Origin of the sequence: Pseudoalteromonas sp. SWN29, from assembly GCF_015864465.1 — a bacterium.
Lineage (GTDB): Bacteria > Pseudomonadota > Gammaproteobacteria > Enterobacterales > Alteromonadaceae > Pseudoalteromonas.
Window position 1 is genome coordinate 1 of sequence record NZ_JADYXE010000021.1, and the last position, 16,727, is coordinate 16,727.

Below are 16,727 nucleotides of genomic sequence, written 5' to 3' on the forward strand. Positions count from 1 at the left end.
TTCACTTACTTTAACTTACCGCGCCCTGTTTATTTGTAAATTAATTGAGGCGACAACTATCCTGACACAGGGGGATAGCTTGCCCTAAAGTAGATGAAAATTTTAATGTGTTTGATAGGCGATCTATGCCTGAAGTCATGAGTAGTAATAATATTGAAAATCATTTGCGGGAGTTTGTATCAAGCTCTGATATAGAACAATATAATAGTTGGCTACCAACAGAAGTAGAACTAGAAAACTATAATTCTGAATTAGAAAGAAAATTTAAGGTAGAGGGTTATTCTACCCCTCTTATAATCGATGTAGTTAATGTAGGATCGACAAAAGCTAATAACTTATATATAGATATAACCTTTCCAGATAGTGTTTTAGTTTATAAAAATGACAGAGACTTCAGTGAGCCAAATAATCCGTTTCCGCCTGACCCTATAGATAAAGCGAGAGCACTTTATCAAGAAAAAAAAGAAGAGGCTCTAAGGAGGCTAAATCCTTTAGATTCACTTCACAGAACTTTAAGTATGAATGATAATTTTTCCGCATTGTCTATGGCACAACATTTAGGAGGTAATATTCAACATATTACTCCAATAAATCAGAATTGGTGGACAAGATTAAATGAAAATAAATTGACCATTAAAGTAAATAGCCTGCTTCATACCAGAGAAATATCATTTGATGATGAATATATGATTGTTCCTTTAACTTTAGGCTGTCATGTAATAGAAGCCGTAATTATTTGTGAAGAGTATGAAGATATTAAAACCCAAGTAATTGAGATGAAAGTTTAAATGCGCTATAACAAGCTAATTCAGTAGGACAAAAAATAGTTGGTTTTGCTCCTACGTCGCTAACTTTAACTAACTAACCAGCTCCTTCCTGCTAATAGGCTTCTAACGTGGTAAGTTGGACTGTTTCTGGTAAATTCATCATTTTGTCGGACGGCGTGGCTTCGCCACTTATCCGACCTACGTCAAAAGGTAGGTTGGTTAAGCCGAAGGCGCCACCCAACAGAGTTTCAGGTTTACGCCTTGAAGCTCCGCAATTGGCACTCTCCAGCCACTCGACAACATAAAATATTGATTATAATTGGCAAGGTATTTTACTGTGTCGGATGGCGTTTCGCTTATCCGACCTACACTGTCTAATAGCTATCATTCCTCGTCAAACCTTGGCACTTTTCGCTTATCAGCCTTGCTCATAGCGAGCTCTTGGATTTCTTCATGCTTTAGTTCTTCGGGTTTATCTTCTAGAGATTCCTGATTGGCATTCTCAAAAGAAAGCTCAGTGAGTAGTGCAAAGTGATCAGAGCCATATTTAGCAAGGCGCTTAATACGCTTTACTTTAAAGCCTTCACTGTGAAATAAATGATCAAGCGGCCAGCGCATAAAAAAGTAACTTGCGTGAAAGGTATTATAAAAACCGCGACCTTTACGAGGATCCAGCAAGCCGCTTATTTGCATAAATAAACGCGTGCTGCGCGACCATGCTACGTCGTTTAAGTCACCAGCAACTATGGTAGGTCGTGTAGGGTTTTTAAGTGCTTTAGCCACCATTATTAGCTCTGAGTCGCGTGGGCGCGATGAGTCTTCCTCCGTTGGGCTTGGCGGTGCGGGGTGAATAAAATGCCCTTGCATTTTAAGGCCTTCGTCGTTTTCAAACAGTATATGAATAGAAGGAATATCTTCTTCTATTAGCTCACATATTTGGGCATCGAGTATTTTAAATTTGCTGTATAAGTGCATGCCGTAGCGATTGTCTTTAGGGCATTCTATAAAATACGGATAGTGTTTTTTAATGACTGATAATTTATTTTCCCACCAGCTATCGCTTTCAAGCGTGATAAGTAAGTCGGGTTGGTGCTCGTTAACCAAGCTAATTAACTGCTCACTTTTATGATTCGACATAAGTACATTTGCCGACATAATCCTTACACTATGATCTATATGCTTTGGTGCGCTTTGCACTTCTTTTTTAGCAAGCCACGTATACGGGTAAATCCATTTGCCTTGTAAAATCATTATAAGTAACGAGGTTAACGCTATAAATACGTAGCTTATTTCACCGTTTTTCCATAATAAAAACAGCGACGTAACAGCTACAAAACTGGCAATATAAAATACCTGTAAACGCACAAAATCACAGCTACGCACTAAATAGTGTTGGCTGTACGACATAGGTAATAAGGTAACCAGTAAAAAAAAGCCAATAATTATAGCCAGCGTAATGAGCATTTTAATATCCTTATAAAGTTAATTTAACGACTTAAAATTGAAAGTATTTCTCGGGTGTCGTGCACCATATGGATAACTGTACGGTCTATTTCAATACTTACTGTACCATTATCTCTAGAGCGTTCAATAACTCTACCTCGTTTGTATAAATCGCGCTCTAAAAAGTCGCCTCGGTGGTAGCTTTTACTTAGCCCTGGTGGCGTCCAACCTGCGCGAATTAACTGCTTTGCCTCTTTTTTAGAAAGGTAGTCATTGTCGTTATGTTTATGTGAATGATGCTTATTATGGCCGTGTTTATGACCATGTTTATCTTTATGCGGTTTTGCGTCTGCGCTTATTGAACATAAACTCAATGCTATTAGTGCTGTGTGTATTACTGCTCTCATAAATAATCTCTAGCGTAATTAATAGCTAAAGATTAACAAACATGGATGAACATCGTATGAAACACACACCTCGTTTAACGTTGTTTATATTGAGTTTTACAATGGCTGCGCATAATAGCGGGATCGCGTAATTTTAAGTGTTTTGTTTTACGCCCTGCATGGCGCTTACGCCACACTTTAAAACTCCCTTTTGAAACATTGTCTCGCATAAATACCACCAGCTGCGGGTATTTTAATCCGTATAGCTGCTCTATTGCCTCATAAGGGGTTCTATCTTCCCACGCCATTTCGATAATACGTGACTGCTGCTCTGGGTTAAACATGGTGTTTCTCACAAAATTTAATTTATACGCTAGGCAAAAATACTTAGATCAATGCAATTTAAGCTCAGTAACTGTATAATTAGCATTCAGATTATGTATTTAAATGGTATCGAATTTATATTTATGCGCGCAACATTACTGTTTTTAGCTTTAACTTTTCCCTCGTTATTACTTGCAGCGCCAAGTAAAACTTTGCGCTGCGTTACAACGCACTACCCTCCTTTTACTATTTACGATGAAAAAGCCGATACATTTACAGGTTTAGATATTGATTACATAAAGTTTATTGAAAAAAACTTAAACCTCAAGATTGACGTTGTTCATTTACCTTGGGCGCGTGTTAAAAAAGAGATGAAGCTGGGCTATTACGACTGCTATTTCTCATTGGCTAACTATAAAGAGCGTACAGAATATTTAGATTTTACTAGCGAGCCTTTGCATACGACTAAGTATGGTTTATTTACTTTAAATGAAGATAATTTGCTTACTGATGATTTATCAAAAGCCGCTATAGCTATGCTACGCGGTGTTATTCTTCCCGAAATTATCGCTACAAAATACACAATTAATGAAAATAACTTACTTCGTTCACTTTCTACTGAAGCCACTTTTGAGCTACTAGAAAAAAACCGTGTGCAATATGCAATAACCAACTATCAGGCCGGTTTGTGGTACTCAAAAAAATATAAAAATATTTATGCGCGGCAATTAAATGACTATTCGTTCCCCGTTTATATTGCTTTTAAACGTGGCGTAATGGATACAAAATTAGTTGATGAACAAATAAAGCAATTTAAAACACAAAAATAGTAACTCCCCCACATTACGAGATAGATAATGTTTACAAAACTACCAAAATGGGTTGAATATGGCGCGTTTACGCTGGCATTTATAGCGGGCATAGTAAACGCTGTAGGCTTATTAGGATTTGAGCATCAAGCTATTTCGCACTTGTCAGGCTCTGTTACCTTGTTGGGTATTAAGCTAATGAGCAGCACGTCAGCCGCTTTGCTGTTATTTAGCATACTCATTAGCTTTATGTTGGGCTCGGCACTTTCTGGCTTTTTACTTGCTGGGCGCTCATTAAAACTCGGCCGCCATTACGACACGCTCTTATTTATTGAAGGTATTTTGCTGTTAGCAAGTGCCTACCTACTTGATCAATCTTATGTTTATGCAATTACGCTCGCATCAGCAGCATGTGGTTTACAAAACGCGTTAGCGACTAATTACAGTGGCGCAGTTGTTCGTACTACACACCTAACGGGTATTTTTACTGACCTTGGTTTAATGATGGGAAAAGCACTTAAAGGTGAGCAATTTGATACGCGTAAAGGCGTTATGTTTTTACTTATTATTGCGGGCTTTTTATTAGGTGGTGTAATCGGCTTTATTTTATTTAAGCACTACCAAGTGCTTACTTTGGTGTTTCCTGCTGCAGCTTGTTTTGTTTTATCAATTACATATCGGGTTTACAGGCTACGTACGCTTTAACGCAACAAGTTTAAATACACATTAAAACCGCATATTATAGAGGCAATGCAATATAGATTACTTTCAAGGAATGTATGAAACCTTATTTTTTGCCGCTGTTATTACCCTTTAGCTACACTGCGCTTGCCAATAATCAAAATAACGATTCAATAGAAACCATAACAACCACTGCATCGCGCGTTGAAGCACTATCTACCCCACTGCCTCTTTCAATAAGTACACTAAGTGAAGCGCAGCTAAAAAGCATAGCGCCTACCCATATTGAGGAAGCACTACAACGAGTAGCAGGCGCTAATATTCAACGCGGAAACGGCCAAGAATATTTACCCGCCCTTCGCTCGCCGGTACTTTCGGGCGCTGGAGCATGTGGTGGCATATTGACTTTGGAGGATGGAATACCACTAAGAGCCGCTGGGTTTTGTAACATAAACGAGCTATTTGAAGCCCACAGCGAAATGGCGCAGCGCATTGAAGTATTAAAAGGCCCTGGCTCTGCACTTTATGGCTCAAACGCTGTGCACGGTGTTATTAATGTAATAACGCCCGACACCACACAAGGCGGCGGCTTAGTTGGCATTGATTACGGCTCGTACGGTTATGCTCGTTATAAATTACGTGCCGGGCAAGATTACGGCAACAGCGGTATAGGCATTAACGTAAGTATTACCGACGATAGCGGTTACCGCGACGACGAAAGCGTAGATCAACAAAAAGTAAATATTCGCCATCGCTATTCAAATGATAATTTACTACTAACTTCAGGGCTTACTTACACAAACCTCGATCAGCAAACAGCGGGATTTATTACAGGCTTTGAAAGCTATAAAAACGAAGATCTCGCGCAAAAAAACTTTGACCCAGACGCATTTAGAAAAGCACGCGCGTTTAGAGCGTGGAGCAATGCAACATGGCAATTAAATAACGATGATGTGCTCTCTACTACGGTTTATTTTCGTGACCAAAGCATGGACTTTTTTAAGCACTTTTTACCCGGTACACCGCTTGAAAAAAACAGTCAAACAGGCTTTGGCGTGCAATCACTTTATCAACATAACCTACAAAGCAATGTAAAAGTAAACCTGGGGCTTGATGGAGAATACACGCAAGCCGATTTTACTCAAAGTCAAAACGAGCCAACGCAGGGCTCTGCATTTTTAGTGGCCACCGTACCGCAAGGCAAGCATTACGATTACGATGTAAACGCCACGCTGTATGCGCCTTTTGCATCGGTTGATTGGCAATTACATAAATGGTTATTTACCGCAGGTGTTCGCTACGAGCATATGCAGTACGACTACACCAATAATATGCTTGCAGGCAGAACAAAAGACGATGGTACTGAATGCGGCTTTGGCGGTTGCCGTTATAGCCGCCCAGCAAGCACAAAAAATAGTTTTAGTAATTTATCGCCAAAGCTTGGCGTAAGTTATCAGTACAATACAAATAACACACTTTATGCCAATTTTTCTCGTGCTTACAGAGCGCCACAAGCCGCTGAGCTATACCAATTACAACGCCAGCAAACCACTGCAAATTTAAGCGCCGAAATAGCCAATAACGCAGAACTAGGTATTAAAGGGATTTACGAAAAACTACGTTATGGCGTGTCTGTTTACGCTATGAGTAAACACAATACGATTTACCGCGATAGCGACTTTTTTACGGTAAATAATGGCAGCTCTCGTCATCGTGGTATTGAGCTTGAGCTTGATTACCAGCTCACTAAATCGCTTGCGCTTAACTTTGCAGGCACACACGCAAAGCACACTTATACTAACAACCAAGTACTCAATGGTTTAAACATAAATGGCAACGATATAGACACCGCGCCGCGCAATATTGCTAATCTTGATTTAACATGGCAAGCACTCAGCAATACACAATTTGCCCTACAATGGCATCGTGTTGGTAACTACTACACCGACCCAGAAAATTTAAATAAATACCAAGGGCATGATGTTTTAAGCCTACGCGCGCAGTGGCAGGTTACGAGTAATATTGAGGTACTTGCACGTATTATTAATTTAACCGACGAAGCGTATGCAGAGCGCGCCGATTTCACTAGCTTCACTGGCGACAGATACTTTCCAGGCAAACCTCGTAACGCCATGCTTTCGGCAACTTACACATGGTAATGCGTTAATTTAAGGGCTAAGCTAATTTAAATCGCTCATGTATTTCATGGGCGATTTACCCATCACCTTTTTAAACATAGTAATAAATGCACTCACCGACTCGTACCCTAATAACTCAGACACCTGCTGCACACTTTGCTTATCAGAAAGCGCCTTTAAGGCTGTAATTATATGTAATTGTGTACGCCATTTTCCAAATGTCATGCCGGTTTCTTTTTTAATTAACCGCGCTAACGTGCGCTCAGTTAATGCAAATTGCTTGGCCCATTGTGGCAGTGTTTTTCGATTATTTGGCTTGTTTATAAGCTGATCGCTCATGGCTTGAATTACCTCGTTATTAGATAAAACAAAGTCCAGGGGTTGTACTGGCATATCGATAAGTTGATCAAATAATACCTGCGCTAAACGTGCCGTTTTATTATTTAAAGCATAGTGTTGATTATGAGCAGCTAGTTCGCACATTAGCTCTTTAACCAGTGGCGTAATGGCTAACGTACAGGTATTTAGTGGCATACCGTTTTTACTACTATCAATAAATAAATGACAAAGCTTTGCGTTATCAGACGCCCTATTACTGTGAATCTTTTTTGCAGGGATCCAAATTGCACTGTGCGTAGGCACCATCCACATTTTTGCCGACACTTCACATGTTACATAACCATGCAGCGCTAAAATTAATTGCCCTTTTGGATGAGTATGCAGAGGGATTTCGTGACTTGCATGGGCGTGCTCTATTTTGGCTATTATGGGCTGCGTCATTGTTTCAAAGTTTTTAATGTCGTCCCAGCCAATTGCATCAAACATAGTTTTGTCTGTTTTTAGTTATTTAATGTCATTATCTCTAAATTATAGTTTTTACTAAGCCTTTATACTAGCGCCCATTATGCATTAGTAACAACTCAACTTTAATGGCCTTCTCTTTTGTTAAATAACACACCTAAATCACGCTTTGCTGGCATATTGCTAGTACTTGGCATATTGCTTATAGCTGCAAACTTACGCGCCACATTTACAGGTATTGCACCTGTGCTTGAACAAATTATTAATCACTTTGGGCTTAGCGCATCACAAGCAGGATTTTTAACAACATTGCCACTCATTGCCTTTGCGGTTGTATCGCCAATGGCGGCAACCCTTGCTAAAAAGCAAGGGCTGGAGCGCACTTTGTTTGTGGCTTTGCTATTAATACTTACAGGGGTTGCAGCAAGAGTAATAAATACCTCAGTTATGTTGTTTATAGGTACCGCTATTATTGGTGTGGGTATTGCTATAGCAAACGTATTATTACCAAGCTTAATTAAACGCGACTTCCCAGGAAAAATTGCATTAATGACCTCGGCTTACGTGCTTACTATGGGCGTTGTATCGGGCGGATTTTCTACCTTAGTATTTCCGCTGAGTCAGTTAAACGGTTTGGGCTGGCAACTTGCGCTGGGCTCATCAGCCCTAATTACACTGGCGAGTATTATTGTATGGACGTCGCAATTAAGTAAACACACAAAACCTGCCAGTATTGCTCAGCACGCTGATACTTCAAAAAGTGTATGGCGTTATGTACTAGCGTGGCAAATTACCCTGCTGTTGGGTTTAAACTCTTTTTTAAATTATATAATTATTACGTGGTTGCCCAGTATATTAACCGAAACTGGCCAAAGTGCTACGCAAGCGGGTGCTTATCATGGGGCTTTTCAAATTGCGACTGCATTACCGGGTTTAATATTAATCCCGCTATTGGCAAAATTAAAAGATCAAAGCGTGCTTAGCTTTATTTTAGCCATGCTCAGTGCGTTAAGTGCATTAGGTTTACTTTACATGCCAAATTTTGCCTTTGTGTGGACCTTAATGCTGGGTTTTTGCTCTGGAGCATGTTTTATATTGGGGCTGTCGTTTATTAGTTTACGAACCGATGATTCACAACAAGCAGCATCGCTTTCGGGTATGTCGCAAAGTGTAGGTTATTTACTCGCCGCTGTAGGGCCAATGCTTGCGGGTGCATTACATACGACTACGGGAAGTTGGGCTGCGCCATTATGGCTATGTGCTATTGCAGGCGTATTATGCGCGCTATGTGGCTTAGGTAGTGGTAAAAACACCACGTTAGCTAAATCAGTTAACTAGCTGTTGTAACCACGAAAAAAAACCAGATGCAGGCTTACCGCTAGTATGCTTTTGCTCGTAGCGTTTATTAGTTGCTTCGCGCTGTGCGCGGCGCTCTTGTGCTAAATTAGCTTTTGCAGCAAAACGTAGGCGCTATTCTTGAGTAAGCTCATCATTAAAACTAATGGCTGTTTTTTTTACTGCTCGGCTGCTTTTAGGTGAACTACACATGTTATTCTCCAAATGACTGACTTATAAGTAGACAGTCATTTGGTAAAATAAATTTCAAACCGCTTACTAAAAAAGTGATTTTTGATCAGTATTACTAATTTTGTGGGGTTGTATCAAACGCAGGTACTTCGTGTAAGCCGCTCAACCAGCTCAATGTTGATTTAGCCCAAATTTGTGCTGTTGGCGTAAACTGTTCACGCTGATCAACCGCACCAATACGCAAGCCATATACACGGTCAGTTTTAGCTTCGTTAGTTGCATAAAGTGTTGTACCACATGTGCCGCAAAAACCTTGCGCACGCTTGTTACCGCTTTGCGCTGTTTTAACAAACTCTTTTGGCTCACCTTGGGTAAATACTACCGAATTTGGCTCTGCAATTATAACGGCTCTAAATGGGCCGCTCGACATACGTTGGCAATCGCTACAATGGCAAACAAGTGCATTGTTATTTTGAGACTTTGCTTGGTATTTAATTTCACCACAGTAACAGCTTCCAGTAATTTCCATTATTTAAATCCTTAATGCTTATGAAGATTGAATCGAGATATAAGACCGGCAGTATCGATTCATTATTTTTAAAATATAAAAAATTGCTCGCCGGTTCATTTGTATATTCGGTTAGATTTTTAATTTTTGAGAGTGATTTTCAACGTTGAGCAAGTGCTACAAACATGATCCGATGTTTTAAATAAAACAGCAATACCACGTTAAGTTAATAGCGTAACGTGGTGCGTCTAAATTATTTTTTATATGTGTTTAGATCATAAAATAAGAATAGCAATGTAGAACCTCCCCTTATGTTGGGGGTAATTATTTAAATGCGTTAGCATTTTTTATGCTGTCAAAATCGTTAAAGCGCACGTTGTGTTGCGCCATTACTTTAAGTATTTTTTCACTTAGCATTTGACGTAAATAAAACGGCTGATTTGGCACAAAATGATGGATGGTATGCGTTTTACCAAAGTTAAAACAAAACAAGTGAAACGGCATAAATAAACGACTCGTTAGTACATGTGTTTGTTCAAGCATATTATTAACGCCGCCATAGTAATGCATGCTTGAGGTAACAAAATTAAGCGAGCTTGAGCGAATAATATTAGGCACAATAAGCACGACCATTAAAAATTCAAACACGTTCATTGTGCTTAGTACCCAGCTAGGTGAATTTAGCGAAAGTGGTATAAATAAATCCACGATATGAAACACAATAACACTATATAAAACAGCAAAATAAGCAGTCGCTACCGGAAACCCCGCATTAAAAACACTCGAAAAACTAAAGCCATTAATTTCTTTTCTAAAACGTTTAGTAGAAATAACTAACCCTAATAACCCATCCATAATAACTAGCGCACGCATAAATGGATTTTTAATACCATTGCCCACCAAGCGCTCTTCTAAGTCTTGTTGTGTGCCTGAGGTTTTGTGATGGTGTAAATGCATTTTACGTCGGTACCACGGGCTAATAGTATTTGGCCGCATTAACCATACTGTTAGCATCATAAAATTATGCATGAACGGCTGGTTACTAAAGTATTGTTTATGTATAAGATCGTGTTCTAACTCATGGGAAATAGACGCAGCAATAGCCGCAAGTACTATGCATACCCAAGCAGGTATTATGGCTAAATAATATAGAACACCAACGCCAATAAGAGCACTCAGCGACAGCAATAAAATGATTAACCCTAAGGTATTTTGATGTGCAAGTAATGGATGCTTTTGACGAAGTAATGCTTCCTCTGCCTTAATTGCTTTAACAATCGCTTGAATGTTCTGTTTGGCACTTAATTGGGTCATATATAATGTCTTAAAAACCTTGTTGCGCAAATAATACCTGAATTAAGCGCAACATCGGAATAAAGCAGGAATAATTTTTGTAATACGATTAACTATTATCAATAGTTCAATTGCTTATTTATTCAATCGCATAACAATTTAATAGCACTCATAACCCAAAATATTCGCTTTATATATCAGTCCAAAAAGACTTAAAAAATTTACCGATGGAGTCTCCTTGCTATAAACGATTAATTATCAACCAGTTGTTTATACAAATAAAAGAAAAGGCTTGCCGCCCCCTCTTTTGTTTGTATAATGCGGATACAGAATAAGAGGTATATAAGTATCCTTTTTATTTTAAGTGGTTTTTCTTTATCTTTTTATGCTTAAAAGATTAAAGAAAAATTATGCCAGCGTGATGAAATTGGTAGACATGGGGGATTCAAAATCCCCTTCCGAAAGGAGTGCCGGTTCGAGTCCGGCCGCTGGTACCACTTTTTGAACCTCAGCTAATTATTGGCTGAGGTTTTTTTATGCCTAAAATTTAACTAGTAATTAATACTAATTCGCTTTACTAAGTGAGCTACGTTTAGGCAGAAAACGGTTTCGATAACAAGATAAAACCTAGATGAGTTGAAGCAAAAGCTACAAGCCTTTCATTAAAGCCGTCAACGTAATTAGGAAGGTACATAAATCTAATTAGCATGCTAGTTATGCGTCTTGCTCTTGATTTGTTATATTCCCAATACGATTATTTAACTCTTCGTCACTAACATCTTCTTTGTGTGTACCAATGATCCATATATGACCAAATGGGTCTTGTAGTGTGCCGGTCCTATCACCATAAAACTGATCATGTACGGGTCTTATTAGTGTTGCACCAAGCTCAATTGCTTTTTTAAATACGGTATCAACATCTTCAACATAAAGCATAAGGCTTAGCGCTGTACCACCGAGTTCTTTTGGGCTTTTTAAATGCTCTTCAGAACCATTATCTGAAAGCATAATATGCGAATCACCAATTATTATTTCTGCATGGGCTATTCCACCATCAGGTAAAGGCATTTGCATTACGTGTTCAGCACTAAATGCATCACAATAAAAATCTATCGCTTTTTGTGCGTCATTCATAATTAAATATGGTGTAACTGAATGAAACCCTTTTGGTATTGCTGGGACTGCCATAATATTCTCCTTTACTTACGCGGTGATTTTTAATATTTAATAAACTAAATATGCGTTTAATTGCCCCTAAATTTAAGCTTAGCTCATACAAAAAATTGCGTTACTTTTCGAGGTTTAAACGCTTATGCCAAGCAGCAATACTTTCATCAGGGTATTCTTCAAATTGCTTGTCACCTTCATTAATGGGCGCATTTACCCAATTTGCTTTACTACCAAGCATTAAATGAGTGCGCTCTGGCGGTATGGGTAACTCACTATCTATTGCACCAGCAAAGGGGTGAACTTGCTCAGGCCAACGTGCATCGTATAACCACAAGTTAGCACTACAATGCTTACAAAAATGACGCTCTGCAGGGCTGATTTTATCGCCTATTTTTGCATGATAAATAGTTATGTGTTCACGCCCTGTAACCTCAAGCGTGCTGTATTGTGCGTTCAAATTAATAACAAACCCGCCGCTCCCTGCGGTTTTACGGCATATAGAGCAGTAACATAAATTGTAAGGATAAGGGTGTTTTGAGTTGACCGTAAATACCACTTTGCCACAGTGACAAGCCCCATTAAGCTTCATAATATATCCAATTTTTTTATTGTTGGCTTGAACTAATACCTTAACTAGGTGAGCTTAAAAAAACCACAACAATTACATGCTGTGGTTTTTTAATTATTGAGCTTACTAACGTTTCCAATATCTTAAATTACGTAATGTATTTATAAATTTATCGGCAGAGTGTGCCTCTAAATCAATCCAACCATCATCTGCTTTGTCATCGAGCCCTGCGGCTTTAAATAAAGGCTTAGCCTCTTGTGTGTAGCCAATGTATTTCATATGTGCATACGCATCACTTACAAAGTCTTTAGCTTCTGCAATAGCAGCTAGTTTTTCGGCTCCCTCTTCAGTGGTGAGTACAAGTACCGCATCGTATAAAACCGATGGACCACCATTAATAACCTGATCAGCTTTAAAGTGCTTACCTTTACTGCATTTAGCACCGCCAACTTGTGGGGCAATAATTTCAGAGTTTGCGCCTTCACTTTTAAGTGCATTGGTAACCGATTCAAAGATGTCTGCATTAAAGCCATCACTTACTAAAATACCTAATTTACGGCCTTTGAAGGTGTTGGGCGCATTTTTCAAAATACTTAACGCATCAGATACAGGTAAGTCTTTACGTGTTGGCATAGCAGCTTCAGCTGGGTCTGGCATTTCTTGCAAGCCAAGTCCTTCGGCAACTTTATCTGAGAGGGTTTCGTCAATATTTAACAAGTGCGATACCAAACGTTCTCGTATTGGTAAATGCTCAACTTTAGACAGCTCAAACACGTACGCAGATTGAATATGCGCCTGCTCTACCTCTGTTTGACTTAAATAAAATTGACGGGCTTGACTGTAATGATCGCTGAATGTTTCTGAGCGATAACGCAGTTTATCACCGCCGCTTACTTCAGGTTCCTTTGAGCTTTTAAAGCCATGTACTGGGCATTCGCGCGGGTTGTTTTCGTCGCCGCTCCATGAGTTTGGCTCATAATTAACACGCCCTTTTGGATTGTGCATTGCCATGTGGCCATCTTGCTGAAAATGACGCATTGGACATTTAGGCGCATTGACCGGAATATGCGTAAAGTTAGGACCACCTAAACGCTTAGTTTGAGTATCTAAGTATGAAAAGTTACGACCTTGCAGTAGCGGGTCGGGTGTAAAGTCGAGCCCCGGTACAATGTTTTGAGTACAAAATGCTACTTGCTCTGTTTCTGCAAAAAAGTTGTCTACAACACGGTCAAGCACCATACGGCCAACAATTTGCACTGGTACTTGCTCTTCAGGTATAAGCTTAGTGGCATCGAATACATCAAATTCAAATTCATCAGCAAATTGCTGATCAAACACCTGTACACCTAGCTCCCACTCAGGGAAGTCGCCATTACCAATAGATTCCCACATATCTCTGCGATGAAAATCAGGGTCTGCACCATTTAGCTTAAGTGCTTCGTTCCATACTACAGATTGCATGCCGCCTTTTGGTTTCCAATGAAATTTAACAAATTTCTCTTCACCTTTGGCATTAATAAATTTAAAGGTATGAACACCAAAACCTTCCATAAAGCGTAAAGAGCGCGGAATAGCTCTATCAGACATTGCCCACATAACCATGTGCATTGACTCAGGCGATAAGCTCACAAAATCCCAAAAGTTATCATGTGCTGTTTGCGCTTGCGGAAAACCTCGGTCGGGCTCGGCTTTAGCTGAATGAACTAAGTCTGGAAACTTCATCGCATCTTGAATAAAGAAAACCGGTATATTGTTTCCCACTAAATCCCAGTTTCCTTCTTGGGTATAAAATTTTACCGCAAAACCACGTACATCACGTGCTAAATCTGGAGACCCTTTATTACCTGCAACTGTAGAGAAACGAGTAAATACTGGGGTTTTTTCACCTTTTCGCTGAAAAATATCTGCACAGGTTAAATCTTCAAGCGTGTCGTAATTTTCAAAGTACCCATGTGCCCCGTAACCTCGTGCATGCACTACTCGCTCAGGAATGCGTTCGTGATCAAAGTGAAAGATCTTCTCGCGCATTATGTGATCTTCTAATAATCCTGGGCCACGCTTTCCTGCACGTAATGAGTTTTGATCGTCACTTACAGGGCAGCCCTGCGCGGTGGTCATGGTAGGGTGTTCATCCGACGCTTTTTGATGCAATTCACCGCCATGCCCTTTATTACCTGAGTATTTAAATGATTCAGCCATGTTTAGTCCTTCATACAGTTTGATTTAATGGGTCAATAGTTTTTATGAGCTTTAAAGCTAAAAGCGACTATGCAAATGCAAAATAAAGACCAGCCATCCAACCTAGTAAAAAAGGGCTGTACAGATAACAATGTAGTATTTGAAGTGGTTTATAAAAGAAAAGGTTACACAGGTATGTAACTTTTTCACACAAAAAAAGAGCACTTAAAAGTGCCCTTAGGTTTAAATCGTTTTAAATTTAGTTAATCTTTGCTTTCGTTAACTAAAATAACTTTACGATGTGGGAAAGGTATTTCAATATTATTTTCATCTAGTGCTTTTTTAATTAACTCTGGCACAGTGTAAAGAATATCGAAGTAATGCTCGCCCTTACAAAAAGGTCTTACTAAAAAGTCTACTGAGCTGTTGTTAAGAGTTTCTACTTCAACAAAAGGAGCTGGATCTTTTAGTATGTGTGGGTGCGCTGCAAGTACGGCATCTATAACTTTACGTACAGCCGTTGTATCTTCACCGTAAGCAACACCAAAATGCATATCCACACCACGAATTGGATGATGTGAATGGTTTATAATTTGCGCGCCCCAAATTTGACTATTTGGAATAATAACCTGTTGGTTATCGAACGTTTGTAAAATAGTAGTAAACATATCTACTTCTGTTACTTTACCAAAACGCCCTGCGGCCTCAATAAAGTCATTCACTTTATAAGGTCTGAAAACAAGTAGCATAACGCCTGCGGCAAGGTTCGACATTGCACCTTGTAACGCCAAGCCTATAGCAAGTCCCGCAGCACCTAGCAAAGCAATAATAGAGGCCGTTTGTACACCAAAGCGATTTAACACAGCAATAATAACGAACGCTAATATGATGTAGCGAGCCATACTGCCTAAAAAGCGAAAAAGCGTATCATCAAGATGAGTGTATTTATGGCATAAGCCAATAATTAAATTGCGTACTTTGCCTGCCAGCCATAAGCCCGCAAGTAAGATTGCAATCGCTAGTAATATGTTGGTTGCCCACGTAATTGCAGCGGGTAAATATTGATTAATATCAATGTTGTTTATTATATCTTCCATTTTTTTTCCTGTTTTAAAAACTTTTAACTGACTTCAATTCATACTAAGCGCAATAGTTTAACAAAAAATTAACTAAAGTACGACTATAGGAGTAATTTAAAACATAAAGAAAGAGCGTTCCCTCAAAACATGTCATCGCTCACGTAAATCTTTCAACACATAATTTTGCTTTAACCCTTGGTCTACAGCTTAAATAATTCAACTTTAACTTGTTCATAAATAAAGTTAATGCCCGATATAAATCTCGGTTAGCTCTCTTAATTTTCTAATTACTACTGGCACTCATCTATAAATTTACCGATAATCTCACCTAAGCGCGCATATATTGGCGAGACAACACAATTGGATGAAATTAAAACAAAGGATTATTATGAAAAAGTACTCAATTTTACTTACAGCGGCAGCACTTACTGTACTTGCTGGTTGTTCAACATCTGTTGCAGTAAGAGACTTTGAACAAAACCCTATTCCACAAACATCAACAATTACCAACAGTGAAGCTGACGTAGAAAAAGGTATTCTAAAGGCATGTATTCAGCTTGGTTGGAAGTGTACGCCTATGAGTGAAGGTAAAATAAAAGGTGTACTGGATATTCGCACACACCAATTAACTGTCGATATTGCGTATGACAAAACGGCATACTCAATCAACTATAAAGACTCTATTAACTTAAACTACAACGGCAAAAAAATTCACCGCCAATATGTTAATTGGGTATCAAACCTAATACGCCATATAGATGCTGAAATGATTTAGCAGCGCGTTAACCTGCTTTACATATTATAAAAATCACTAAATATGAATAATAAAAGTGGAGAAGTTACCTATAGCTTCTCCATTTTTTAATTGAGATTTAAACAGTAATAATCACGCCAAAAATATTAATAAATTTCAACCAGTTACAAGCCAAAAAAGCACCAAACCTAACACTATTAGTAAAAGTACTCTCCCGTATTTTCACTCTTTAATGAATGAGTGATTTTTTACTTATCCCCCTTCGTAAAAACATATTTTATATCTTGCTATAACGCAGTTT

16 protein-coding genes and 1 tRNA gene are annotated in these 16,727 nt (G+C 38.9%); 7 read left to right on the forward strand and 10 right to left on the reverse strand.

Features of this window, described 5'->3' with window-relative positions; translation table 11 throughout:
• Positions 1-125 precede the first annotated feature (125 nt).
• Complete coding sequence (locus tag I6F53_RS09665; RefSeq protein ID WP_197239389.1) at positions 126-788, forward strand: hypothetical protein; 663 nt, start codon at positions 126-128, stop codon at positions 786-788.
• 363 nt (positions 789-1,151) lie between these two features.
• Here the strand turns inward: I6F53_RS09665 and I6F53_RS09670 are convergent, their stop codons facing one another.
• The 3 genes from I6F53_RS09670 to I6F53_RS09680 form a co-directional block, all read right to left on the reverse strand.
• Positions 1,152-2,231, reverse strand: a complete 1,080-nt coding sequence (locus I6F53_RS09670) for an endonuclease/exonuclease/phosphatase family protein (RefSeq protein WP_166420503.1) — start codon at positions 2,229-2,231, stop codon at positions 1,152-1,154.
• A 23-nt stretch (positions 2,232-2,254) separates the two neighbouring features.
• Positions 2,255-2,617: a hypothetical protein gene (locus I6F53_RS09675; RefSeq protein WP_197239390.1), complete on the reverse strand. Its 363-nt coding sequence runs from the start codon at positions 2,615-2,617 to the stop codon at positions 2,255-2,257.
• A gap of 74 nt (positions 2,618-2,691) precedes the next feature.
• A complete protein-coding gene (locus tag I6F53_RS09680; RefSeq protein ID WP_024612353.1) occupies positions 2,692-2,940 on the reverse strand; it encodes a TIGR03643 family protein in 249 nt (82 codons plus the stop codon).
• Positions 2,941-3,063: 123 nt separating this feature from the next.
• Here I6F53_RS09680 and I6F53_RS09685 point away from each other — a divergent pair, with 123 nt between their 5' ends.
• The 3 genes from I6F53_RS09685 to I6F53_RS09695 all read left to right on the forward strand — a co-directional run bounded on the left by I6F53_RS09685 (position 3,064) and on the right by I6F53_RS09695 (position 6,569).
• The gene (locus I6F53_RS09685) at positions 3,064-3,750 is read left to right on the forward strand and encodes a substrate-binding periplasmic protein (RefSeq protein ID WP_197239421.1); all 687 of its coding nucleotides are present in this window, start codon (positions 3,064-3,066) and stop codon (positions 3,748-3,750) included.
• 27 nt (positions 3,751-3,777) lie between these two features.
• Positions 3,778-4,434, forward strand: coding sequence for a YoaK family protein (locus I6F53_RS09690; protein WP_197239391.1), 657 nt, complete (start codon positions 3,778-3,780; stop codon positions 4,432-4,434).
• 74 nt (positions 4,435-4,508) lie between these two features.
• Positions 4,509-6,569 (forward strand): TonB-dependent receptor, encoded by a 2,061-nt coding sequence (locus I6F53_RS09695; protein ID WP_197239392.1) that lies wholly within the window; start codon positions 4,509-4,511, stop codon positions 6,567-6,569.
• Positions 6,570-6,590: 21 nt separating this feature from the next.
• Here the strand turns inward: I6F53_RS09695 and I6F53_RS09700 are convergent, their stop codons facing one another.
• Positions 6,591-7,373, reverse strand: coding sequence for an AraC family transcriptional regulator (locus tag I6F53_RS09700; protein ID WP_197239393.1), 783 nt, complete (start codon positions 7,371-7,373; stop codon positions 6,591-6,593).
• A gap of 117 nt (positions 7,374-7,490) precedes the next feature.
• Between I6F53_RS09700 and I6F53_RS09705 the strand changes: the two genes are divergently transcribed.
• A complete protein-coding gene (locus I6F53_RS09705) occupies positions 7,491-8,687 on the forward strand; it encodes an MFS transporter (protein WP_197239394.1) in 1,197 nt (398 codons plus the stop codon).
• Positions 8,688-8,991: 304 nt separating this feature from the next.
• Here the strand turns inward: I6F53_RS09705 and I6F53_RS09710 are convergent, their stop codons facing one another.
• A complete protein-coding gene (locus tag I6F53_RS09710) occupies positions 8,992-9,405 on the reverse strand; it encodes a GFA family protein (protein ID WP_007581502.1) in 414 nt (137 codons plus the stop codon).
• A 303-nt stretch (positions 9,406-9,708) separates the two neighbouring features.
• Positions 9,709-10,698, reverse strand: coding sequence for a fatty acid desaturase (locus tag I6F53_RS09715; protein ID WP_197239395.1), 990 nt, complete (start codon positions 10,696-10,698; stop codon positions 9,709-9,711).
• 391 nt (positions 10,699-11,089) lie between these two features.
• Between I6F53_RS09715 and I6F53_RS09720 the strand changes: the two genes are divergently transcribed.
• Positions 11,090-11,174, forward strand: a tRNA-Leu gene (locus I6F53_RS09720).
• Positions 11,175-11,391: 217 nt separating this feature from the next.
• Here I6F53_RS09720 and I6F53_RS09725 read toward each other — a convergent pair.
• The 4 genes from I6F53_RS09725 to I6F53_RS09740 form a co-directional block, all read right to left on the reverse strand.
• Positions 11,392-11,865, reverse strand: a complete 474-nt coding sequence (locus tag I6F53_RS09725; RefSeq protein ID WP_165741087.1) for a VOC family protein — start codon at positions 11,863-11,865, stop codon at positions 11,392-11,394.
• Between the two features lie 100 nt (positions 11,866-11,965).
• Positions 11,966-12,436 (reverse strand): GFA family protein, encoded by a 471-nt coding sequence (locus tag I6F53_RS09730; protein WP_058154198.1) that lies wholly within the window; start codon positions 12,434-12,436, stop codon positions 11,966-11,968.
• A 105-nt stretch (positions 12,437-12,541) separates the two neighbouring features.
• Entirely contained in the window at positions 12,542-14,614 is a 2,073-nt protein-coding gene (locus I6F53_RS09735; protein ID WP_165727642.1) for a catalase, read from the reverse strand.
• A gap of 242 nt (positions 14,615-14,856) precedes the next feature.
• The gene (locus tag I6F53_RS09740) at positions 14,857-15,690 is read right to left on the reverse strand and encodes a mechanosensitive ion channel family protein (protein ID WP_010553100.1); all 834 of its coding nucleotides are present in this window, start codon (positions 15,688-15,690) and stop codon (positions 14,857-14,859) included.
• A gap of 370 nt (positions 15,691-16,060) precedes the next feature.
• Here I6F53_RS09740 and I6F53_RS09745 point away from each other — a divergent pair, with 370 nt between their 5' ends.
• Entirely contained in the window at positions 16,061-16,447 is a 387-nt protein-coding gene (locus I6F53_RS09745) for a hypothetical protein (RefSeq protein ID WP_007581468.1), read from the forward strand.
• Positions 16,448-16,727 lie beyond the last annotated feature (280 nt).